Raw genomic sequence first — 21322 nt, 5'->3', positions numbered from 1 at the left:
GGCCCAAATAATTGGGCCAACCAAGAACCGGTTATTGCGCGCTTCTGACTACGCCATGCAGACCCCGCCAAGGGGTCAGGGTCTGAATGGCTGATGACTTGCAGAAAAGGTTTTCAGAACAGCTTGGAAACAATATTCAGGATGGTCAGCACACCGATGATGGTGACAAACAGGTTGCTGGCCTGACCTTTATATTTTGCCAGTGCCGGTGTCTTGTTGACGGCATACATCGGCAGCAGACAGAGCAGGGAAGCGATGATCGGCGCCCCCATTGCCTCAATCAGGTCGAGGATGTTGGGATTGACATAAGCAACCAGCCAGGTAGAACCCATGATGAACAACATACTGATCATGTTCAGCTTTTTACTGGAAACCTTGCTTTTGTCGCCCTGATAGCCAAAGCGGAGGATGAGGCCGTTCAACCCTTCCAACGTTCCCAGATAGTGGCCGAAGAAGGATTTGAAGATGGCAACCAGCGCAATGATAGAAGCCGCATACTCCAAAGTGGTGGCAAACGCAGACTTGCTGCCCGTCATTGAGGAGAAGTGGTTGGCCAGATAGGAGAGCACCGGAATGTTCTGGGCCTTGGCGTCCGCCATATTTTGCGGCGACAAGGTAAAGAGACAGCTGAAGGCAAAGAACATCACCACGGCAACCATCAGCATGCTGGCACCGGAGATGATTTTGGAGCAGCGTTTCTCGGTAAAATCGCGACCGAACTCATGCTCATACTCTTCCCGTTTGGAAACGATGAAAGAGGAGACAATCGGCGAGAAGTTGAAGGAGAAGACCATGATGGAGATCCCCAGCCAGACGGTGACCAGAATACCGTCGTGACCAAACATGGATATCTCGCTCAGGTTGACCTGATCAAAGACGGCACTGTTCCAGTAAGGAATGAGGGAGAGAGAAATAACGATCAGACTGGCAATAAAGGGAAAGACCAGATAGCTCATTACGCGAACCATCAGATCCTTGCCGAAATAGATCACGAAGGCCATCAACAGCAGCAGCCCAAGGGCGACAACACCCCGATTGAGCGGCGCCATTTGCAGTTGATGTTCCCAGAATGCCATGAAGGTATTGGTGATTGTCACACCATATATCCACAGCAGTGGGCAGATGGCAAAGAAATAGAGGAAGGTAATTACCACCCCGCCCATTTTGCCAAAATGCTCTTCAACGGTCTCGGTAATATTTGCCGATGGGTTACTGCCGGAAAGACATAATCTGGCCAACGCTCTGTGGCAATAAAATGCAATAGGGTAAGCCAGCACCAACATGATTAATATTGGTATCAGGCCACCATATCCGGCCCGAATGGGGAAAAATAGAACACCTGCACCGATCGCTGTACCAAACAGACCGAGTCCCCAGGTTGTATCCGATTTACGCCATGCTTTGACACTCTCTTTACTGCTGCTAACGACACTATCCAAGATCATGACTGTATTCCTTACAGGCTAAATTGACGGATATTGTTCTGTTCGATAATTTCGACGATCCGGGTCAGGTCAATATTGCCACCCGAAATAATGCTGACGGTCTTTTTGCCTTCGACATAATGCTTGAGTTTGCCGCTGAGCAGTGCTGCCGAGGCCAGAGCTCCCGCCCCTTCGGTAATCACCTTGTTGCGCTGAATCAGGTCAACCATGCTATGACGAATATCATCTTCAGTCACCAGAACAATGTCATCGACCAGCTCTTTGACAATTTCATAGGTCAGGGTGCCGGGTCTTGCCACGTCACAGCCATCAGCCAGCGTGCTACTGGTTCTATGATTGGTAATGGTGCCTGCGTAGTATGAAGCCGCCATGCCGTGAACATTCTCCGACTGCACGCCAATCACACGGATAGTCGGGTTGATGGATTTGATGGCCATGGCAACACCGGCAATCAGACCACCGCCGCCAATCGGCACTATGATGTTATCGACATCATACAAATCTTCGATAATTTCCAGGCCAATGGTTCCTTGGCCGGCAATCACTTTTGCATCGTCAAAAGGGGGTATAAATACGCGACCTTCCATTTCCACGATTTCGCTGACTTTGGCAATAGTGTCATTGAAACTATTGCCATGCAGAATAACTTCCGCCGAATAATCGCTGGTTGCAGCAATTTTTGATTTGGGTGCGCAGCAAGGCATGACCACCTTGGCATCAATTCCCAGCATGGCACTGGACAAAGATACCCCCTGCGCATGATTACCGGCAGAGCAGGCGACAACACCTTTTTGACGCTCCTCCAGACTTAATGAACTGAGTTTGTTGAAAGCACCGCGAATTTTAAAAGAGCCAGTACGTTGCATGTTTTCAAGCTTGAGGTAAACCTCGCCATGACAACGTTCGCTGATATAGTTAGAGGGTAATTGCGCGGTCTTGTATATATGGTTGGTCAGTCTTTTTTTGGCTTCGGTAATATCATGAAGACCAATGGGCAGATTGCTATACATCTTCATCGCAAATCTCTTTTTATTTATTAATTTGTAGGGTTTTATTTCACTGGGCGAAGCGATACTAGGTTCTATCACTTGCAATTAATGTGAGCATAAACACAAAAAAATCTACAAAGAGACTGCGTAACGGTGAAATTATCAAAAAATGTGATGACAGCGACACTTGAATCCAAAATGATTAAAAAAAGTAATCGTAGATTGGAAAATCAATATGGTTAACAACTCCAAAACAAAGCGGCAAAGATTAGATTTTTCAGGGCAATTGCGTTGCTTTTTGCAACCGGTGATCAGTTTTTTGCCTGCCAGAACCGGGATAATAAAAAAGGAGCCGATATGGCTCCCTATCGACAACACAGGACCGATTACTCGGCTGCTGCATCATCTTTCTTGTACTTGGCAGCAGTCTCTTTGATCAGACCCTGCAACTCGCCAGCCTGGAACATCTCGATCATGATGTCACAGCCGCCGATCAGCTCACCTTCAACCCACAACTGCGGGAATGTCGGCCAGTTGGCAAACTTCGGCAATTCAGCACGGATATCCGGATTTTGCAGGATATCAACATATGCAAACGGCTCGCCGCAGGACATCAGAGCCTGGGAGGCCTGGGCAGAGAAGCCACAGCTGGGTAGCTTGGGGGATCCCTTCATATAGAGGATGATGGGGTTGTCAGCCAGCTGCTGCTTAATCTTTTCAATAGTTTCCATAGGTGCCTCACTAGAGCGATTTCGGCGGCCATTCTACTGCAATCTTGCCAGAGCACAAACTGACAAAGGGGTGACTCGGCTCGAATTGTGCAAAGAACCCACTCAGGCTTGATCGCGATCATGGCGCCAATCAAGAGTTGTTAGGCCATCTTTGATACTGCTACAATCCCTTGGCTTTGGGCTACTCGGCCCCATCATTTTAAAAACAACTCTTTTCAGATATAGAAAAGAGTACGCAATGTCTTGCAACCGTCGCCTTCGCACGGTCCAGCCAATGGAGAGTAGAAAATGGCATTCGAACTTCCCGCTCTGCCCTATGCAATCAACGCTCTGGAACCGCACATCTCCCAGGAAACTCTGGAATATCACCACGGCAAGCACCACAACACCTATGTGGTCAACCTGAACAATCTGGTGCCGGGTACCGAGTTTGAAGGCAAGTCTCTGGAAGAGATCATCAAGACCTCCAGCGGCGGCATCTTCAACAACGCAGCCCAGATCTGGAACCACACTTTCTACTGGCACTGCCTCTCCCCGAATGGCGGTGGTGAGCCGACTGGCGCCTTGGCTGATGCCATCAACAAGGCATTCGGCTCCTTCGCCGAGTTCAAAGATGCCTTCACCAAATCAGCCATCGGTAACTTCGGCTCCAGCTGGACCTGGCTGGTGAAGAAAGCTGACGGCTCTCTGGCTATCGTTAACACCTCCAACGCAGGTTGCCCGCTGACTGAAGCCGGTACCACCCCGCTGCTGACCGTTGACCTGTGGGAACACGCCTACTACATCGACTTCCGCAACCTGCGTCCGAAGTACATGGAAACCTTCTGGGCTCTGGTTAACTGGGAATTTGTGGCCAAGAATCTGGCTGCCTAATAAGCCTCGCTTGCCAAAACGCCCCGCACTGCGGGGCGTTTTTTTATCTCTATATAGCGGCTGAAATGAAAGAGGCGCCCGCAGGCGCCTTTTTACATATCGGGATGGCCAACTTACTGGTCCAACTCGTCCATATATTCATCCAGATTGGCATCGTCGGCCTGCTCTTGCTGAGACGCTTTCAGCTCAGCCTGCTTGCCCGTCACCTTGCCTTGGCTGTACTGCAGATAGAAGTCCTTGGTTAGCGCATAGGGGTCGAGGGAGTTGTCGATGATCCGCTCCTGATCGATCAGCTTGGCGCGATTACCCAAACCATCCAGTACCCAATGGGTAACCCTTAACGGGATAGTCAGCAAGGCATAGGGGAAATAGATGGTATCAATGGTGTCACCGACCAGCTCCCGGGTGGTAGTCGGACCGTAAACAGGCACCATGATGTAAGCACCATTACCAATATCAGCCTTGCCAAGTACGGTATCCATCTCCAGCTTGTTGCGCTCGAGACCGGCATGTTTGGCCACATCGAAGATACCCAGCAGACCGACCGTGGTGTTGATGGTAAAACGCCCCAGGTTGGTACCCGCTCCTTTCAAGTCGCCGGTGATCAGGTGGTTCACCATGCTGCTCGGTTCATCAAAGTTGGCAACAAAGTTGGCAATGCCATCCTTCACCCCCACCGGAATATAGCGAGCGTAAGCATGTACCACAGGACGTGCTACATAGGGCTCCAGCACATCATAATTGACCGCCCACATGGCCCGGTTTGCTCCCTGGAAGGGATCACGCGGGTCGGCCGCCGTACTGGTGGCGCCCGGACGATTCATACCGGGATTGAGATCCAGACTCTCTGGGCCAGGCTTGGGCGGGCCACCGGCACAACCAGCCAGCAAGAGGGCTGCCAGTATGGCCCCTGAACGAAGATACATATGATTGTCCTGACGTTTTATTTTGATTTATCAGAAGTATAGATAACCCGGCCCCTATCAAGGAGCCGGGTTATTCAAAGGACATATTAGAGGGCGTGATCGATACGGATGTCAATCGGAGCAGTAGGGATCTCGGCCGTCTTGACCGGAACGGATACCCCTTCGAAGGCTCCTTCCTTGTTCATCACATTGCCACCGCGGGAGAGACGTGCCTTGAACTGCAGTTCTGGATACGCTTCCAGCTTGCTGCCCTCCATCATGGCGTCACCATCCCCCAGTGAAAGGGTGACAGGCAGGGTTGGCCCAGCGATACGTTTCACCGCGATGGGCATGGGTGGTCCGTTGGGCACTACAGCAAAGACGAAGAGATGAGCATCTTCCGGCATCTGGATGCCCGCAGCCAGCGTGATGTGGATGGGGAACTCTCCCTCATTAACGTCAGACTGCTTTACCTGCTCTGTTCCCGTTTTGGCTGCGCCTGAATTCGTCACCTCTATGCCACGCTGCTTGAGCTGCGTGCGGGCATACTCCATGGAGCGCTCAACCATCACATAACGGGGAGAGCCTTTTTCCATCAAGGGCAACATCGCCTGCCAGCGATCGAGGGCGGTCTGGAAGTCCTCTTTCTGCAGCGCCATAAAGGCATAGACGGAGCGCGCCTCGATATTATCAGGCTCCTGCGCGATGGCTGCACGCAGCAGTGCATCGGCCTGCACCTCCTCCCCCGTCATCATCAGCGCTTGGGCATAGGGCACCGCCACCAGCGATTTCTGGGGAGCAAGCTTGTAGGCACGCGACAGCGCATCGTTGGCCATCTCGGGATCATTGCCATCCAGTGCCAAGCGCCCCAACAGCAACCAGCCTCGATAGTCGTTCGGTTCATCCTTGAGGCGGGTACGCAGTGCCAGCGTGAAGTCGAGCAGATCCTGCTCGGTTACCTTGGCATCGCGCTCAACCAGTATTCGGTTGCTGAGCTCGCCAAGACGGCTGCTGGCGTCTTGCCAGCGGCTCACCTCCTGCCATGAACCCAGCTTGTAGTAGATTCCCAGGCTCACCACCACCAGCACCAGAACACCCGGGATCCAGCTCAGACTCTTGCCACTGCGGGCGGTCTGCTCCACATCGGGAATATCATCCAGCAGGCTGCGCTGCAACTCGATGAGCGAATCGGGCTCCTCGGCAAGCACACCCTGTTCTCGCTCCTCGCCGATCTCCAGCAAGCGCTGACGATAGAGCTGTTTGTTGAGCGCCGAACGACTGATGCTCTGGTTCCCCTCACTGCGCCACAACGGTAACACCAGAGCCAGACTCACCAGCACCAGCAGGGCCGCAATCACAATCCAAAAGGCTGTCATTGTTTCTCTTCCTCTTTGAGCAGCTCGGCCAGGCGACGCTGCTCTTCATCGCTCAGGGTGCTATCCACAGGCTCTGACGTTGCCGCAGAGCGTCGGCTACGTATCACCACCACGCCGAGACCGATAACGATCACTAACAGCGGGCCCAGCCAGAGGATCAGGGTCGAAGCCATCAGGGGCGGGTTATAGAGGATAAAGTTGCCATAGCGGGCAACCATGTAGTCCACGATCTCCTCTTTATTCTTGCCCTCGCGCACCATCTGGTAGGTCTTGTCGCGCAAGTCCTTGGCCAGCCCCGCATTGGAGTCGGCGATATCCTGGTTCTGGCACTTGGGGCAGCGCAGCTCTTTGGTCAGTTCGCGAAAGACCTGCTCCTGATTGTCGTTTTCGAAGGTGTAGACATCGATCGCAGCCATGGCCGGCGCTTGTACCACCCATCCCAGCAACAGTAGCAGGGAAGCAATAAACACTCTCATCGAAACACCCCTCACTTCATGGCGTCAAAGATGGGTTTGAGGGTCGATACCCAGTTCTGGGGGTTGATATCCCCCACGTGGCGATAACGGATTATCCCCTTGCTGTCGATAAAGAAGGTTTCCGGCGCGCCGTACACCCCCAGATCAAGCCCCAGCATGCCGTCCGGATCATAGAGATTGACCTGATAGGGGTTGCCCAGCTCAGCCAGCCACTTGATCGCCTTGGCGCGTTCATCCTTGTAGTTCATGCCGATAATGGGGATCCCCTGCCCTGCCAGCTGTTTGAGGTAAGTGTGCTCGCCATAACAGGTAGGACACCAGGTAGCCCAGACGTTGAGCAACATGGGCCGGCCGGTCAGAATGGTGCGATCATGCTGTTTACCCAGATCGTAAATGTCCTGAAGGGTAAATACCGGCACCTCCTTGCCCACCATCACGGATTCGAGTTTGGTGGGATCGGAGTAGAGCCCTTTGAACAGGAACACAGCCCCCAGCAAAAAAACGATAAAGGGAATTAGAAACAACCAGACCTTTTTGTTCATGCCTTGGCTTCCTCCTCACGACGGCCGAAACGGTAACGCTTGTCCAGCATCGCCAGCACGCCACCGATAGCCATAAAGACGCCACCGAACCAGATCCAGCGCACGAACGGCTTGTAGTAGATCCGCACAGCCCAGGCATTATTGTCTAGCTGCTCGCCAAGGGCCGCATAAAGATCTCGCGTGAAACCGGCATCAATGGCCGCTTCGGTCATCGGCATCCGGGTCACTGTGTACATCCGCTTCTCGGGTTTGAGCAGGGCTACCTGTTTGCCATTCTTGTGTACTTCCAGCACGCCTTTGAAGCCATCATAGTTGGGGCCATTCTTCTCCTTGATACCGGTGAAGACGAACTCGTAATCAGCAAAGTGCACCCGATCACCCGCCTGCATCCGCAGATCCTTCTCGATGCTGTAGTTCTGGGTACAGGCGATGCCTATGATGCTGACTGCCAGCCCCACATGGCCAAGGATCATCGCCCAGTGACTGTTGCCAAGCTTGCGCACACCGACCGCAAAATGGTGCTTGTGGGTGGCCCGCACCCAGGTCTCCTGCAGGCTGGTAACGATGATCCAGACCCCCAGACCAATCCCCACCGCCGCCCACGGCTTGAAGGTTTCGGCCAAGAGCAGCGGCAACAGCAGGGCTGCAGCCAGGCTCAGCACCAGCGCAAGGATCACTTTGCCCTTGAGCTCGCCAAGCTCCTGGCGGCGCCAGCGAAACAGCGGACCAACCCCCAGTAGCAGAGCAAACGGAATGATCAGCCAACTGTAGATATGGTTGAAGAAGGGGGTACCGATAGAGATGCTCCCCAGCCCCAGCTCCTTGTGCACCAGCGGCAGCAAGGTGCCGAGCAGCACAGTCAGCAGGCCAGCCACCAGCATGATGTTGTTGGCCAGCAGCAGGGTTTCACGACTCCACAGCTCATGCTTGCCGTGGCTTTTCACCTGCGAACCTTTGAAGGCAAACAGCAGCAAGGATGAACCGATCACCGCCAGCAGGAAGCCGAGAATAAACAGGCCGCGGGTCGGGTCGGAGGCAAACGCATGCACAGACACCAGCACGCCGGAGCGCACCAGGAAGGTACCCAGCAGGCTCAACGAGAAGGCCGAGAGGGCCAGTAGCACGGTCCACGCCTTGAAGGTGGCGCGCTTCTCGCTCACCGCCAGCGAGTGCAGCAGGGCCGTACCCGCCAGCCAGGGCATGAAGGAGGCGTTTTCTACCGGATCCCAGAACCACCAGCCGCCCCAACCGAGCTCGTAGTAGGCCCACCAGGAGCCCAGCACGATGCCGAGGGTCAGGAATACCCAGGCCGCCATGGTCCAGGGGCGCGACCAGCGGGCCCAGGTTGCATCGAGACGACCGGTCATCAATGAGGCTATGGCGAAAGCAAACGCCACCGAGAATCCCACATAGCCCATGTAAAGCATCGGTGGATGGAAGATCAGACCCGGATCCTGCAGCAGCGGATTGAGGTCGCGGCCATCGACCGGAAAATAGGGCAAGGTGCGGGTGAAGGGATCAGAGGTGAACAGCACGAACGCGGTGAAGCCGACCGAGATCAGCCCCAACACGCCAAGCACCCGCGCCACCGCATCGAGCGGCAGACGGCGGCTGAACATGGCCACCGCCGCAGTCCAGCCGCCCAGGGTCAGCACCCACAGCAACAAAGAGCCCTCATGGGCGCCCCATACAGCGGAAATGCGATAGGCAAGCGGCAGCAGGCTGTTGGAGTTAGTGGCCACATACTGCACGGTGAAGTCGTTGTCGATAAAGGCCCAGGTCAGGCAGAGAAACGACAGCAGCAGTAACAAAAACTGGGCATAGGCGAGCGGACGCGCTGCCGACATCATGCCAAGACGCCCCCAACTTGCACCAAGCAGCGGATAGCTACCCAGCAACAGAGAGGTCGCAAAGGCCAGGATCAGCGCAAACTGTCCTAATTCCGGGATCATGGCTTATTCCCCTTCAACTGCGCATCAGTGTATTCCGGTTTGAAGTGCATGCCACTGGTGGCATCGGCCACTTCTGGCGGCATGTAGTTTTCATCGTGTTTGGCCAGTACCTCGAAGGCTTCGACCGTGGTGGCATCTTTGAGAGTTCCTTGCGCCACAATCCCCTGCCCCTCGCGGAACAGATCCGGGAGGATGCCATCAAATTGCACCATCACCTGATGACCACCATTGTCGATCAGGTTAAAGCTGACCTTGAGGCTGTTCGGATCACGCTTGACTGTGCCGGGGACCACCAGACCACCAATGCGCAGGCGCTGCCCCTCTTCCGGTTTGATCTTGTCCGGCCCCTTCCCTTCCACCAGCTCGCTCGGGGTATAGAAGAGGTCGATATTCTGACTGAGGGCGTAAAGCACCAGCCCGCTCACGGTAGCGAGGCCCAGCGTGATGGCCAGAATAATGGTGAGGCGTTTTTTGCGTCTCGGGTTCATAGGGTGTTCTCCATCTGCCGAGCTGCCTTGCGACGGCTCTCGCGTGCCTGCTTGCTGCGTAACTCATTAAACAGACTACGGGTTTTCATACGGGTGGAAATGATGATACCGACCAGACAGAGCAAGGTCAGTCCGAAGGAGAGCCAGACGTAAAAGGCGTAACCGCCCATCGCCAGAAAGTCACTGAATGAGGCAAAGTACATGCTTACTTCTCCTGCTCGGCAATCTCTTGAACCCAAGGGCGATGCCACTCCCGCATCAAGAGCTCGTTTCGAAAACGCATCAGGGTAAGGGCCCCGAGAAAGGCAGCAAACGCCAGGATCATGATGAGTAATGGCCAAAGCATCTCGGGAGAGATAGAGGGTTTGTCAAACTTGGTAATAGTGGCCCCCTGGTGCAGGGTATTCCACCACTCAACCGAGTAGTGAATGATGGGGAGATTGATCACCCCGACCAGCGCCAGAATGCCGGCGGCACGGCCAGCAACAACCTTGTCACTGAAGGCGTTGTAGAGGGCAATCACGCCAAGATAGAGAAACAGCAGGATCAACTCGGAGGTGAGCCGTGCATCCCACACCCACCAGGTTCCCCACATGGGTTTGCCCCAGGCTGCACCGGTAAACAGTGCAATAAAAGTGAACACGGCACCGACAGGAGCAATAGCCGCCACTGTCATGTCCGCCATCCGCAGTTGCCATACCAGCCCGATAAAGGCTGCCACAGCCATGGTAGAGTAAGCTCCCATCGAAAGAATGGCGGAAGGAACATGGATATAGATGATCCGGAAGGAGTCACCCTGCTGATAATCGGCGGGGGCAAAAGCCAGCCCCCAAACAGTGCCGATGATGAACGACAGCAGACTTATCACGGCAAACCAGGGTAACAAGGTTCCTGCCAACCGATATGCCCGTTCGGGTTTAGCGTAAGGGTGCAACCATTTCCACATAACTCACAAACCTTTTTGTTATTAATTGTTTGGCGAGGCCTAAACATACTGACCTCGGGATAACATCAAATACCTCGAAAGCAATAAGCGGCAATCCGCTTGATCCATCGCAACTTTATTTCAGGAAAAGAAAGCCCCACACGAAACCACACTGCGTTCTACCAATAGACCATCAGTTAAGACTGACCCTCAAGGCAGCCGAAACGGCCAGTGGCGTTAGCGTCAAGGCACCAACCATCATGGCGGCCAGAATGGCAAGCTGACCGCCATAGGGCAAGCCCATCCCCGCCGCATCAATAGCAGAGGTAGCAAAAATCAGCACCGGAATATAGAGCGGCAGGATCAGCAGACTGAGCAGCACTCCACCTTTGCGCAGTCCGACCGTAAGGGCTACACCGACCGCACCGAGCAGGCTCAGCACCGGAGTGCCGAGTGCCAGAGTGGCGACTACCGCCAGATAACTGTCCATATCCAGCGACAGCAAAATCGCCAGCAAGGGCGAAATCAGCAGCAGCGGCAATCCAGTCAGTAACCAGTGAGCAATCACTTTGGCCAGCGCCAGCAACCCGAGTGAATGGGGCATCAACATCAGCTGCTCCAGCGAACCGTCGGCAAAGTCGTCGCGAAACAGCCGCTCCAGCGACAGCATGGCCGCCAGCAAAGCCGCAACCCAGATGATGCCGGGAGCAATGCGAGCCAATAACTTGGGCTCAGGGCCGATACCGAGTGGGAACAGGGTGATGACAATAAGGAAAAACCAGAGCGGGTTAAGAATGTCTGCACGCTGGCGCAAGGCCATCAATAACTCGCGGTGGATCAAATGCATGACGGCACGCAACATCGAAACTACTCCTGCAGCAAGGGCGTAAGGGAGAGGGTCTTCAGTCGCCCCTGCATCAGCGTCATATCCTGATGAGTGGTGAGGATTACCATCCCCCCCCGCTCGGCATGAGCCAGAAACAGCCTCTCCAGCACCTTGACCCCCTGCTTGTCAATGGCGGTAAAGGGCTCATCCAGGATCCAGAGAGCCGCTTTGTCACTGAGCCAAAGCCTGGCCAGAGCCACCCGGCGCTGTTGACCTGCCGAGAGCTGCCCGGTCGGGTTCTCTTCAAAACCGGCCAACCCAACCTGGGCAAGCACCTGCCACAAATCGACCGTCTGCCGGGACACATGATGCAGCTTCTGGTAAAAGGCGAGATTTTCGAGCGGAGTCAAAGCAGCTTTGACCCCGGGCTGATGACCGAGATAGAGCAGATTGGCATGGTACTCATCACGGCAATGGCGAATATTTTCACCATTCCAGCACACTTCACCGGCAAACGGCTGAGACAGCCCAGTCAGCAGGCGCAGCAGGCTGGTCTTGCCTACCCCGTTGGGACCTTCAATTTGCACCAGATCACCGGGAACTACCGCAAAGGAGAGATGTTCAAACAGAGTGCGATCTTCACGCACGCAGCTCAGATTGTTAACTTGAAGCAGCATGGAGATTTTTTCAGAGAAAATGAAGCGGCCTGCATCTTAACACAGTATTGGAATACGTCTTTTCCAAGATGCCCATCATCCACTGTTTTTGTGGAGAAGATCGCGCATAAGAGAAAATAGGCGGGAAAAATGATGACAATCAACGACTTCAAAATACATCAAATCGAAAAGATTAATAAAAAATCATCTTAAAACATAATAATTCAATCATCTCACTGTACATCGCGCTACATCAGAGAGCTGTATGCAAGGAGCAGAAAAAATTCAGGAAGGCGACTGCCTCCCTGAATAATCAAGAGCGACCTTTTCGCAACGATATCAAGAGCTCTGCTTCTGCCTTTGGCAACTCACACTCACTCATGACTTCATCAAGATCGGCGCCCAGTTCGACCATCTTAGCCGCTCGACTGTAGAGCCTGCGTTCGGGATCTTGCATGGTCAGTTCTTGCTGGCGTTCATTGACCTGCTGCATCGCGCCTTCTACCGACTGTAACCGCTGTCCCATGCCAATGGAGCCGCTATGAAGCTCCATCATCTGTTTGCGCAAGCTTTCCAACTGACCTTGCAGCGTTGCCACACTGGCCTCGGACTCCTGCTTGCTACGCTTGCTCTTGAACCAGTTATAAGAGGCAAACACCAAGGCAATCAGGGACACCCCCAAGGCAACCATCTCGATTATCAAAACATCACCTTATTTGTCAGAGGGAACCGATATCTTCCCACTCTTCATCGGAGAGCAGCTTGTTCAAGTCAACCAGGATCAGCAGTTGACCGTCACGGTTGCTGACTCCCTGAATGAACTTGGCACTCTCTTCGGTTCCCACGGCCGGAGCCGCATCGATTTCGGAAGATTTCAAATAAACCACTTCCGCCACACTATCGACCATAATGCCAATCACCTGCTTCTCGGCCTCGATGATAACAATACGGGAATTTTCGCTCACATCACCGGAAGGCAGACCGAAACGGGAACGGGTATCGATGACAGTCACCACATTGCCACGCAGGTTGATGATCCCCAGTACGTACTCAGGCGCACCCGGCACCGGTGCAATTTCGGTGTAGCGCAACACCTCCTGAACCTGCATCACATTGATGCCGTAGGTTTCGTTTTCCAGTTGGAAGGTTACCCATTGCAGCACTTCATCTTCGGCCAGATTCTGTGCGATATTGCGCTTTTCTGTCATGTTTTTATTCCTTTTATGAAAACGTCTACTGCTAAAACTAGCAATAAAACAGCTCGATTGCAGAAGTTATCAGCGACCTTCTATGTTAACCCCACGCTCCAGCAACAGGAGCAGTTCGCGAACGTGTAACAGGGCACACATTTTTTCTTTGACCATGCCCGCCAACCAGGGGCGCTTACCCTCCTGATGGCGCCATTTCACCTGGTCACGGTGTAACAATTCAGTTCCTTTGAGATGATGACAAGTCAGCCCCCAAGGGGATTCACCCAGCATAATCAGATACTTGTAATCATCCATCTCCAAATGCTGACCCGGCATGACCCATTGGGCTGTATCGACCACATTCATCTTCTGCTCGCGGGAGGTCATGATCCCCTTGTACCAGCCAGGCTGGCCAAACAGGGAGGTGATCTCGCCAAGCTGATGGATACCACCGAGTTCGGTCAGCGGCACCGCAAACGTCACACCCGCAACTTCAAAAAAGAGGGCCTGAAACTCTTTACCGGTATCGATATTTTCCCAGGTAACAGGTTCACTGGATTCTACCGGAGCAACCTCCAGCGCAGTCTCGGTCAAGATAGTAGTATGGGGCTCCGCAACCTCAGGGAACAGCATCTCAGCAGGCCATTCAGGCTCGACAGGCAATAGTGACTCCTCGGCCACAATCTCCAACGGAGCGGTGAGTGTTACCTCTTGGGTGAAAGCATCATTCTCAAACTGGACTTGTCCCACCTGAGCCAGCAGTTCGCTAAGTTGAGCAAGACGTGGATCGCTTTCGAGGTAAGGTGCAGCGACCACATCAGGGGCGATCTGGGGCTGACGCTGCAACTGCAGCACCGGGGCAGATTCAACGTCTTCCACCTCATCCATGACCATCGGCTCATCGAGCAGCAGGGAGTGGAAATAGTCATCCATCGCCCGTACTTGAATAGTATCTCTCATGCCGTCACCTCATGAACCCGTTGCCGCTCAAGGGCATCCAGATGGTTGAGCAGCGTTTCATATGCATAGGTTCCACGACTCCCGGGAGAATAGATAGACGGGGGGATATGCAGCAAGCTGGCATCCCGAAACTTGGTATCAATAGGGATCACCGCATTCCATACTGAATCTCCATATTGATCCTTAATCGACTTCAAGGTCATCAGAGAGGCACGGGTGCGCTTGTCGAACATGGTCGGGATCACGGTATAACGGAACTTGTCACGCTTGGAACGCTGCATGATCTCAAATGTTTTCATCATCCGCTCCAACCCCTTGAGGGCCAGAAATTCGGTCTGGACAGGCACCAGAATGCGATCGCAGGCAGCCAGCGCGTTGACCATCATCACCCCCAGCACTGGCGGGCAATCGATCAGCACGTAATCATATTGATCCTGTATGCGCAGCAGTGCCCGTTTCAGTACCAGTCCCATCCCCTCACGATTGCCCATCACCCGATCAAGGGTCGCCAAGGTAATAGATGCTGGCAGTAAGTTGATATTTTCGAATTTGGTCTTGAGCGTCAGTTTATTGACAAGCTCGGCTGTCGGTTTGACAGCTTGAAACAACTCATAGAGGGTTCCATCCAGGCGATCTGAATCAAAATCAAGATATGCAGTCAGCGAAGCATGGGGGTCGGTATCAATCAACAGCACCCGCTGGCCACGCTGGGCCAGGATCCCCGCAAGCGAGACCACTGTGGTGGTTTTACCCACACCACCTTTCTGGTTGGCAACCGTCCAAACAATCACTGTATCAATCCTGCCTTGTTGTTATGCGTATGCCACCACCGGGCAAGGTGATCACCTTTATCTCTCCTGCATCCACCGCCTGTTGTACAGCAGGAACCGGTTCAGCAACTACCGTAGGCGTTGCAACCACAGGTGCCGGCGGCACCCAGGCAAATTTGGAGATAGCGACCACAACCTTGCGATTCTGCAGTCTGCCCTGCTCGCTGCCGTTGTCAGCAAAAGGGGAAAACTCGCCATATGCCTCGAACGCCAGACGCTGGGGGGCGATCCCATCGGCAATCAAGCCATTGAGGACCGCCTCGGCCCGAGCAGCAGAAAGCGCCCAGTTAGAACGATAAATTTCATTATTTATCTGTTGGTTATCGGTATAACCCCGAACCCTTACATAGTTATCGACCGGTTTGAGAATACTTGAAAGAGTATTAATGACCGGTGCGGCGTTTGGCCCCAAAAAGGCACTGCCGCTGCTAAACAACAAGCCAGAACTGAGTTCAACCGTCAGCCAGTTCTCGTCTTGCGTCAGTTTGACGATACCGGCATCCACCAGCGAGCCCATGCTCTGTTGCAACTGCATATCGAGTTTTGCAAGTGTCGCGCCATCTTGCAGCACTGGCACACCAGAAATGGGAGCAAGTGAAGGAGAGGAGGATGCTGGGCTTTCCAGCAACGATGGAGAGGCAGATACCGCGTTATCCAGCAGGGAATTACCCTGCCCTTCAAGCAAGCCATTGCCGCCAGACTGCATGACACTGAACGCCTGGCTCATACCATCAATCACCGCGCGATACTTGTCCTTGTTCACCAGCGCAACAGAGTAGAGCACCACGAACAAGGCAAAGATCAGCGTCATATAATCGGCATAGGAGACCAGCCAACGGTCAAGATGCTCGCGACCCTGCAAGTGCAACCGATAGCGCTTGCGCATGGCTACTCTCCTTTCAAATAGGCCCTGAGCCGGCGTTCAACCTGCAAGCCGTTTTCACCATGGGCGATAGCCAGCAGCCCTTCCAGGGTCATCTCCTGAAAAAGTGCATAGTGATAGTGAAATGCGCGTAACCGATTGGCGATAGGCAGGTAGATGAGGTTGGCAAACCCCACTCCATAGATGGTTGCCACAAATGCCACTGCTATCCCCGCCCCCAGTGCTGACGGGTCTTCGAGATGAAACATGGCCTGGATCAGGCCCAGCACGGCACCGATGATCCCGATGGTCGGACTGTACCCCCCCATGGCTTCAAATACTCTGGCGGCATGTTCATTGCGCTCCTGCTCGATATCGATGTCCGCTTCCAGCAGCATCCGGATATCCTCTGTGGATACCCCATCGACAATCATGCCGAGCCCTTGACGGGTAAAGTTGTCTTCCTCCTGCTCGGCCTGATTTTCAAGGGCCAGCAGCCCTTGCTGGCGCGCAAAGACGGCCCATGACTGCAACCGTTCGGCCTGCGTCGCGAGATCCTGGCGGGGAGGGGTAAAAATCCATAACAGCTGGCGCAACGCCAGCAGGATGTACTTGGCTGGAGTCTGCAACGTGACGGCACCAACGGTACCACCCAGCACGATCAGAAAAGCGGGGCCGTCCACCAATGTCAACAGGGAGCCGCCATGCCACAGTTGGGCAATGGCAATCGCCCCCAATGCCAGGAGCAGACCGAGCAAGCCCATGATTAGCGCCCCAACTCAACCAGAATACGCTGGGCCACCTTGTCCAGAGGGAGTGATTCGCTGGCAATCCCCGCTTTGGCTACCGCTTGGGGCATACCATATACCACGCAGGAAGCCTCATCCTGAGCCCAGATGGTTGATCCCTGCTCTTTCAGCAGTCTGGCGCCATCACGGCCATCTGCGCCCATACCGGTCAGCACAATCGCCAATACCTTGTCGGCATAGGTTTTGGCCGCAGAGGCAAAAGTGATGTCCACACAAGGCTTATAATTTACCTTGTCGTTGCCATCCACGATGCGGATGCGAGCCCCAGTACCGCGACCTTCCAACAGCATCTGCTTACCACCAGGCGCCAGATAGGCATGTCCGGGTTTAAGCACATCGCCATCTTCCGCTTCCTTGACGCCAATCTGACATAACCCGTTGAGACGGGCAGCAAACGCGGCGGTAAAAGTGGCTGGCATATGCTGGATAAGCAGGATGGGATGGGGAAAATCCCCCGGCAACTTGGTCAGTACATTTTGCAAAGCAACTGGTCCGCCGGTAGAAGTGCCGATTGCCACCAACTGATAACTCTTGCCACTGCGCTTGAAGGAAGCACTTGGCACAATACGTTGTAGGTCAGGCTGACGATCAGGAGTTCTGGGCGCAGTGCTTCCCAGCGGAGCACGAATAACCGGTTCAGGTGCTTTGGGACGGGCAGCGGATGTCATCAGGAAGCGCTTGCGGGAGATCTCCTTCACCCGCTGTTGCAACAGTCTGACTGCTTCGTCCTTGTCTCTGGCAATGTCTTCAAATTTCTTGGGCAAGAAGTCGAGAGCACCGGCGTCCAGCGCGTCCAGCGTCGCCTTGGCGCCTTCATGAGTCAGGGATGAAAACATCAGAATGGGGGTTGGGCACTTGGCCATGATCTCCCGCACCGCACTGATGCCATCCATCACGGGCATCTCAATGTCCATGGTGATCACATCAGGACGCAGGGACATCACCTTGTCCACTGCTTCACGTCCATTCTGGGCCGTATCAATCACCGTCAGCATGGGATCCTGATTAATGATCTCGCTCACCCGGCGGCGAAAGAAGCTCGAATCGTCGACAACTAATACCTTGACTGCCATTGTTGTTTTTCTAACTCCTTGGGCCTGAGCTATTAATGTCTACGCGCATATGCTTTGAGCAGACTCGGCACATCCAAAATAAGAGCAATTCCGCCATCACTGGTAATCGTCGCCCCAGCCATGCCAGGGGTACCTTGAAGCAGGTTATCGAGAGGCTTGATGACCACCTCTTCTTGACCAATCAGGCTGTCTACCACAAATCCAATTTGCTGAGTGCCAATCTGCACTATTACCACATGTCCGGTATCCTGACGTGAACGTTTGTTGGCGCCACGAATCAACCATTTGTGCAAATAGAAGAGCGGTATCGCCTTCTCGCGCACAATGATGGTGAGCTGGCCATCAACCATGTTGGCTTTTTTCAGGTCCAGATGGAAAATCTCGTTCACACAACCAAGGGGAAGTGCGAAGGTCTGCTCACCCACTTCAACCATCAGAGTCGGCAGAATGGCTAGCGTCAACGGAACCTTGATTTCGAGACGGGTACCTTTCCCCCAAGTGGAATCTATATGCACCGACCCATTGAGGCTGACAATGCTGGTTTTAACCACATCCATCCCGACACCACGGCCAGAGATATCGGAGATCTCGGCCTTGGTTGAAAAGCCCGGGGCAAAAATCAGGTTATAGGCATCGTTATCACTCATGCGAGCAGCAGTGTCTGCATCCAAAACACCACGACTGATGGCAATAGACTTGAGTTTTTCAGGGTCCATCCCAGCCCCATCATCCTCAATGCAAAGCAGGATATGATCACCTTGCTGGGAGGCGCTAAGGGTGATCGTCCCTTGCCGCGGTTTGCCCGCTTTCTCCCGCACATCAGGCATTTCGACCCCATGATCGCAGGAGTTGCGAACAAGGTGAACCAGAGGATCGGCGAGCGCCTCTACCAGATTTTTATCAAGATCGGTCTCTTCCCCCACCATCACCAGCTCAATCTCTTTCTTGAGGGTTCTGGCCAGATCACGTACCACGCGTGGGAAACGACCAAATACCTTCTTGATTGGCTGCATGCGGGTTTTCATAACCGCACCTTGCAGGTCGGCCGTTACCACATCCAGATTGGCAACCGCCTTTGACATCTCTTCATCATTACTGGCAATACCCAGACTCACCAGCCGGTTACGAACCAGTACCAACTCACCTACCATGTTCATAATGACATCAAGGGTCTTGGTATCCACCCGCACCGTCGTATCGCTTTGCACTGCACTGTTTTCGGCAGGAGCTGGCGTAGCCTTGGCGGCAGGCGCTGATGCCTTGGCTGCTTCGGCAGGTTTTGCGGGATCAGCCTGTGCAGGTTTGGCTACAGGAGTGGCCGGTTTGGACGGAGTCACCGCGGCAGGTGCGGCAGGTGCGGCAGGTGCGGCAGGTGCGGCAGGTGCGGCAGGTGCGGCAGGTGCCATACTACTCTGAGGACCTTGGCCACGACCATGCAATTCATCAAGCAGACGCTCAAACTCATCATCATCGATAAGCTCGTCCACCTCTTTTTGCACCGATTTCAGAGGATTCACCTCTGGCGCCCCCATGTGCTGTCCCTGGCCATGGAGCTGGTCCAGCAAGGCCTCAAACTCATCATCGGTGATATCGCCAGATTCGCCAGCAACAGTCGCTCCTGGCGCACTCTTGGCTGGTGTGCCCCCTACGCCATGCAGCTCATCCAGCAGACGCTCGAATTCATCAGCTGAAATCTCGTCGATGGAGCCGCCCCCGTTAACAGGAGCAGGATCGCTGGCCTGGTTTATCGGTTCAACAACCTCGGGGTCGGAGACAACCTCAACAACAGGAGTGACAGCCTCCTGCTCCATGGCAATAGCGCCACTTGTCGCGGTTCGGAGTTGCTCTTCTCCTTCAGGCTTGCACAACTCGTGGAGGTCATGGAGCAGATCATCAGACGCAGGACTTGGCGCTTCACGGTTTTGTACTTGGGCGAACATGACGTTTATGGCGTCCAGCGCTTGCAGGATCACGTCCATCAGTTCGGCAGTCACGGTTCGCTTGCCATTACGCAAGATATCAAATACGTTTTCAGCGCCGTGGCATACGTCAACCAACTCCCCCAAAGACAGGAAACCGGCACCGCCTTTTACGGTATGGAAACCGCGAAAGATGGCATTTAACAGATTCTTGTCATCAGGCCGCTTTTCCAAGTCGACCAGTTGCTCAGACAACTGTTCCAATATTTCGGATGCTTCGACCAGAAAGTCTTGCAGTATGTCTTCATCAACTTCGAAGGCCATGCGTCACTCCATTAGAATCCCAAGCTAGACAGCAGATCGTCCACATCATCCTGACCATTGACTACATCGGCACGCGCCTCTGGATTCATGATTGGGCCTTCGGCTTCAATCCCGTTCACAGGGAGAGTACGAGTTGAATGCTCAGCTGCAGCCTCACCAAACATAGTCAGCATTTCTATTAATTTTGTTTCAACTTCCTGAACCAGTTTTATGACCTTGCGGATCATCTGGCCTGTCAAATCCTGAAAGTCTTGTGCCATCAGAATTTCTGTCAGCAGTTGTCGTAACTTATCGGCATCTGACTCAGAAGCCTTAATGAAATCATCAAGTTGATGGCATAAGGACTTAAACTGCCCCACGCTCATATCTCTGGACATCAGTGCATTCCAGTTGGGCATCACCAGCTGGATATTATCATTCAGGCGATCCGCTATTGGCAGACTGGCCTCTACCGCATCCATGGTGCGATTAGCAGCCTTGTCGGTCATATCTATGACGTAATTGAGGCGCTCCCTCGCATCGGGAATGTCATGGGTGGCCAAATCGGGAATTCGGGGGTCGAGACGAAATTCTTGAAGTGAGTTATGCAGTTGTCGGGTCAGCTGACCAACTTTTTCAAACAGATCGGCTGCGTTGGGGGCACATACATTGGCAAGCAGTTCATCGGCCAGCTCGAATTCACCTTGCTCCAGATGAGCAACAAGCATCCTTGCCTGGTCGAGCGAAATCATTGCTCTCGTTTTGGCCATCATCCCTGCAGCTCCTTAGCCAAGGCGTTCAAAAATTTTGTCGAGTTTTTCTTTGAGCGTTGCTGCAGTGAAAGGCTTGACGATATAACCGTTAACGCCGGCTTGCGCGGCTTCAATGATCTGCTCACGTTTGGCTTCCGCCGTCACCATCAGCACCGGCAGATGCTTGAGCTTCTCATCGACACGAATGGCTTTCAGCAGGTCGATACCTTGCATGCCTGGCATGTTCCAGTCAGTAACCACAAACTGGAAATCACCATTTTTCAGCATCGGCAGTGCTGTGTTGCCATCATCCGCTTCATGGGTATTGTTGAACCCAAGGTCGCGCAGCAAGTTCTTGATAATCCGGCGCATCGTTGAAAAATCGTCAACAATGAGGATTTTCATGTTCTTGTCCAAAATTCCCTCCTCAATAGCCACCT

At 53.7% G+C, this 21322-nt stretch carries 24 protein-coding genes; 1 reads left to right on the top strand and 23 read right to left on the bottom strand.

All coding sequences use genetic code 11. The features are described from left to right. Positions 1–113: 113 nt before the first annotated feature. The 3 genes from tdcC to G5367_RS05895 all read right to left on the bottom strand — a co-directional run bounded on the left by tdcC (position 114) and on the right by G5367_RS05895 (position 3165). Positions 114–1445 carry a threonine/serine transporter TdcC gene (gene tdcC, locus G5367_RS05905; protein ID WP_216979252.1) on the bottom strand — a complete coding sequence of 444 codons (1332 nt, stop codon included), beginning with the start codon at positions 1443–1445 and terminating at the stop codon, positions 114–116. Positions 1446–1456: 11 nt separating this feature from the next. Continuing rightward, a complete protein-coding gene (tdcB, locus tag G5367_RS05900; RefSeq protein WP_005344020.1) occupies positions 1457–2461 on the bottom strand; it encodes a bifunctional threonine ammonia-lyase/L-serine ammonia-lyase TdcB in 1005 nt (334 codons plus the stop codon). A 359-nt stretch (positions 2462–2820) separates the two neighbouring features. Next, the gene (locus tag G5367_RS05895) at positions 2821–3165 is read right to left on the bottom strand and encodes a Grx4 family monothiol glutaredoxin (protein ID WP_421244137.1); all 345 of its coding nucleotides are present in this window, start codon (positions 3163–3165) and stop codon (positions 2821–2823) included. 288 nt (positions 3166–3453) lie between these two features. Between G5367_RS05895 and sodB the strand changes: the two genes are divergently transcribed. After that, on the top strand, positions 3454–4038 hold the full coding sequence (sodB, locus tag G5367_RS05890) for a superoxide dismutase [Fe] (protein WP_005344015.1): 585 nt from the start codon (positions 3454–3456) through the stop codon (positions 4036–4038). Between the two features lie 113 nt (positions 4039–4151). Here the strand turns inward: sodB and G5367_RS05885 are convergent, their stop codons facing one another. The 20 genes from G5367_RS05885 to cheY form a co-directional block, all read right to left on the bottom strand. Continuing rightward, a complete protein-coding gene (locus tag G5367_RS05885; protein WP_005344013.1) occupies positions 4152–4964 on the bottom strand; it encodes an MlaA family lipoprotein in 813 nt (270 codons plus the stop codon). Between the two features lie 86 nt (positions 4965–5050). Continuing rightward, the gene (ccmI, locus tag G5367_RS05880) at positions 5051–6319 is read right to left on the bottom strand and encodes a c-type cytochrome biogenesis protein CcmI (RefSeq protein WP_005344011.1); all 1269 of its coding nucleotides are present in this window, start codon (positions 6317–6319) and stop codon (positions 5051–5053) included. Next, positions 6316–6795, bottom strand: coding sequence for a cytochrome c-type biogenesis protein (locus G5367_RS05875; RefSeq protein WP_005344009.1), 480 nt, complete (start codon positions 6793–6795; stop codon positions 6316–6318). Before G5367_RS05875 ends, ccmI begins: the two co-directional genes overlap by 4 nt. 11 nt (positions 6796–6806) lie before the next feature. Then, positions 6807–7337, bottom strand: a complete 531-nt coding sequence (locus G5367_RS05870) for a DsbE family thiol:disulfide interchange protein (RefSeq protein ID WP_005344005.1) — start codon at positions 7335–7337, stop codon at positions 6807–6809. After that, a complete protein-coding gene (locus G5367_RS05865) occupies positions 7334–9289 on the bottom strand; it encodes a heme lyase CcmF/NrfE family subunit (protein ID WP_005344004.1) in 1956 nt (651 codons plus the stop codon). Before G5367_RS05865 ends, G5367_RS05870 begins: the two co-directional genes overlap by 4 nt. After that, positions 9286–9777, bottom strand: a complete 492-nt coding sequence (gene ccmE / locus G5367_RS05860; protein ID WP_005344003.1) for a cytochrome c maturation protein CcmE — start codon at positions 9775–9777, stop codon at positions 9286–9288. The genes G5367_RS05865 and ccmE overlap by 4 nt, the downstream gene beginning before the upstream one ends. Continuing rightward, positions 9774–9980 (bottom strand): heme exporter protein CcmD, encoded by a 207-nt coding sequence (gene ccmD, locus G5367_RS05855; RefSeq protein WP_005344002.1) that lies wholly within the window; start codon positions 9978–9980, stop codon positions 9774–9776. Before ccmD ends, ccmE begins: the two co-directional genes overlap by 4 nt. Before the next feature lie 2 nt (positions 9981–9982). After that, complete coding sequence (locus G5367_RS05850; RefSeq protein WP_005344000.1) at positions 9983–10723, bottom strand: heme ABC transporter permease; 741 nt, start codon at positions 10721–10723, stop codon at positions 9983–9985. Positions 10724–10895: 172 nt separating this feature from the next. Beyond that, complete coding sequence (gene ccmB / locus G5367_RS05845; RefSeq protein WP_005343998.1) at positions 10896–11564, bottom strand: heme exporter protein CcmB; 669 nt, start codon at positions 11562–11564, stop codon at positions 10896–10898. Between the two features lie 5 nt (positions 11565–11569). Then, on the bottom strand, positions 11570–12205 hold the full coding sequence (gene ccmA, locus G5367_RS05840) for a cytochrome c biogenesis heme-transporting ATPase CcmA (RefSeq protein WP_005343996.1): 636 nt from the start codon (positions 12203–12205) through the stop codon (positions 11570–11572). A gap of 292 nt (positions 12206–12497) precedes the next feature. Then, entirely contained in the window at positions 12498–12875 is a 378-nt protein-coding gene (locus tag G5367_RS05835; RefSeq protein WP_216980226.1) for a DUF2802 domain-containing protein, read from the bottom strand. A gap of 28 nt (positions 12876–12903) precedes the next feature. Next, entirely contained in the window at positions 12904–13392 is a 489-nt protein-coding gene (locus tag G5367_RS05830) for a chemotaxis protein CheW (protein WP_005343991.1), read from the bottom strand. 69 nt (positions 13393–13461) lie between these two features. Further along, positions 13462–14334: a chemotaxis protein CheW gene (locus G5367_RS05825; RefSeq protein ID WP_421244138.1), complete on the bottom strand. Its 873-nt coding sequence runs from the start codon at positions 14332–14334 to the stop codon at positions 13462–13464. Then, on the bottom strand, positions 14331–15125 hold the full coding sequence (locus tag G5367_RS05820) for a ParA family protein (RefSeq protein WP_005334696.1): 795 nt from the start codon (positions 15123–15125) through the stop codon (positions 14331–14333). The genes G5367_RS05825 and G5367_RS05820 overlap by 4 nt, the downstream gene beginning before the upstream one ends. Positions 15126–15129: 4 nt before the next feature. Next, on the bottom strand, positions 15130–16050 hold the full coding sequence (locus G5367_RS05815; protein WP_236344704.1) for a flagellar motor protein MotB: 921 nt from the start codon (positions 16048–16050) through the stop codon (positions 15130–15132). A gap of 2 nt (positions 16051–16052) precedes the next feature. Next, complete coding sequence (locus G5367_RS05810) at positions 16053–16790, bottom strand: flagellar motor protein (protein WP_005343988.1); 738 nt, start codon at positions 16788–16790, stop codon at positions 16053–16055. A 2-nt stretch (positions 16791–16792) separates the two neighbouring features. Beyond that, the gene (locus G5367_RS05805) at positions 16793–17908 is read right to left on the bottom strand and encodes a protein-glutamate methylesterase/protein-glutamine glutaminase (RefSeq protein WP_421244140.1); all 1116 of its coding nucleotides are present in this window, start codon (positions 17906–17908) and stop codon (positions 16793–16795) included. Positions 17909–17940: 32 nt separating this feature from the next. Continuing rightward, positions 17941–20151: a chemotaxis protein CheA gene (locus G5367_RS05800; RefSeq protein ID WP_421244141.1), complete on the bottom strand. Its 2211-nt coding sequence runs from the start codon at positions 20149–20151 to the stop codon at positions 17941–17943. A gap of 11 nt (positions 20152–20162) precedes the next feature. Next, positions 20163–20903 (bottom strand): protein phosphatase CheZ, encoded by a 741-nt coding sequence (locus G5367_RS05795; RefSeq protein ID WP_421244142.1) that lies wholly within the window; start codon positions 20901–20903, stop codon positions 20163–20165. Between the two features lie 12 nt (positions 20904–20915). Beyond that, positions 20916–21299 (bottom strand): chemotaxis response regulator CheY, encoded by a 384-nt coding sequence (gene cheY / locus G5367_RS05790; RefSeq protein WP_041234108.1) that lies wholly within the window; start codon positions 21297–21299, stop codon positions 20916–20918. Between the last annotated feature and the right edge of the window lie 23 nt (positions 21300–21322).

The organism is Aeromonas sp. 604282, assembly GCF_049170575.1.
Lineage (GTDB): Bacteria > Pseudomonadota > Gammaproteobacteria > Enterobacterales > Aeromonadaceae > Aeromonas > Aeromonas veronii_A.
This window is presented reverse-complemented; position numbering and strand designations above follow the sequence as displayed.

What these genes read in the sequence shown, in the direction of transcription:
- tdcC (WP_216979252.1), bottom strand. Translation starts at nt 1,445, where the DNA reads ATGATCTTGGATAGTGTCGTTAGCAGCAGTAAAGAGAGTGTCAAAGCA.
- tdcB (WP_005344020.1), bottom strand. Translation starts at nt 2,461, where the DNA reads ATGAAGATGTATAGCAATCTGCCCATTGGTCTTCATGATATTACCGAA.
- G5367_RS05895 (WP_421244137.1), bottom strand. Translation starts at nt 3,165, where the DNA reads ATGGAAACTATTGAAAAGATTAAGCAGCAGCTGGCTGACAACCCCATC.
- sodB (WP_005344015.1), top strand. Translation starts at nt 3,454, where the DNA reads ATGGCATTCGAACTTCCCGCTCTGCCCTATGCAATCAACGCTCTGGAA.
- G5367_RS05885 (WP_005344013.1), bottom strand. Translation starts at nt 4,964, where the DNA reads ATGTATCTTCGTTCAGGGGCCATACTGGCAGCCCTCTTGCTGGCTGGT.
- ccmI (WP_005344011.1), bottom strand. Translation starts at nt 6,319, where the DNA reads ATGACAGCCTTTTGGATTGTGATTGCGGCCCTGCTGGTGCTGGTGAGT.
- G5367_RS05875 (WP_005344009.1), bottom strand. Translation starts at nt 6,795, where the DNA reads ATGAGAGTGTTTATTGCTTCCCTGCTACTGTTGCTGGGATGGGTGGTA.
- G5367_RS05870 (WP_005344005.1), bottom strand. Translation starts at nt 7,337, where the DNA reads ATGAACAAAAAGGTCTGGTTGTTTCTAATTCCCTTTATCGTTTTTTTG.
- G5367_RS05865 (WP_005344004.1), bottom strand. Translation starts at nt 9,289, where the DNA reads ATGATCCCGGAATTAGGACAGTTTGCGCTGATCCTGGCCTTTGCGACC.
- ccmE (WP_005344003.1), bottom strand. Translation starts at nt 9,777, where the DNA reads ATGAACCCGAGACGCAAAAAACGCCTCACCATTATTCTGGCCATCACG.
- ccmD (WP_005344002.1), bottom strand. Translation starts at nt 9,980, where the DNA reads ATGTACTTTGCCTCATTCAGTGACTTTCTGGCGATGGGCGGTTACGCC.
- G5367_RS05850 (WP_005344000.1), bottom strand. Translation starts at nt 10,723, where the DNA reads ATGTGGAAATGGTTGCACCCTTACGCTAAACCCGAACGGGCATATCGG.
- ccmB (WP_005343998.1), bottom strand. Translation starts at nt 11,564, where the DNA reads ATGTTGCGTGCCGTCATGCATTTGATCCACCGCGAGTTATTGATGGCC.
- ccmA (WP_005343996.1), bottom strand. Translation starts at nt 12,205, where the DNA reads ATGCTGCTTCAAGTTAACAATCTGAGCTGCGTGCGTGAAGATCGCACT.
- G5367_RS05835 (WP_216980226.1), bottom strand. Translation starts at nt 12,875, where the DNA reads ATGGTTGCCTTGGGGGTGTCCCTGATTGCCTTGGTGTTTGCCTCTTAT.
- G5367_RS05830 (WP_005343991.1), bottom strand. Translation starts at nt 13,392, where the DNA reads ATGACAGAAAAGCGCAATATCGCACAGAATCTGGCCGAAGATGAAGTG.
- G5367_RS05825 (WP_421244138.1), bottom strand. Translation starts at nt 14,334, where the DNA reads ATGAGAGATACTATTCAAGTACGGGCGATGGATGACTATTTCCACTCC.
- G5367_RS05815 (WP_236344704.1), bottom strand. Translation starts at nt 16,050, where the DNA reads ATGCGCAAGCGCTATCGGTTGCACTTGCAGGGTCGCGAGCATCTTGAC.
- G5367_RS05810 (WP_005343988.1), bottom strand. Translation starts at nt 16,790, where the DNA reads ATGGGCTTGCTCGGTCTGCTCCTGGCATTGGGGGCGATTGCCATTGCC.
- G5367_RS05805 (WP_421244140.1), bottom strand. Translation starts at nt 17,908, where the DNA reads ATGGCAGTCAAGGTATTAGTTGTCGACGATTCGAGCTTCTTTCGCCGC.
- G5367_RS05800 (WP_421244141.1), bottom strand. Translation starts at nt 20,151, where the DNA reads ATGGCCTTCGAAGTTGATGAAGACATACTGCAAGACTTTCTGGTCGAA.
- G5367_RS05795 (WP_421244142.1), bottom strand. Translation starts at nt 20,903, where the DNA reads ATGATGGCCAAAACGAGAGCAATGATTTCGCTCGACCAGGCAAGGATG.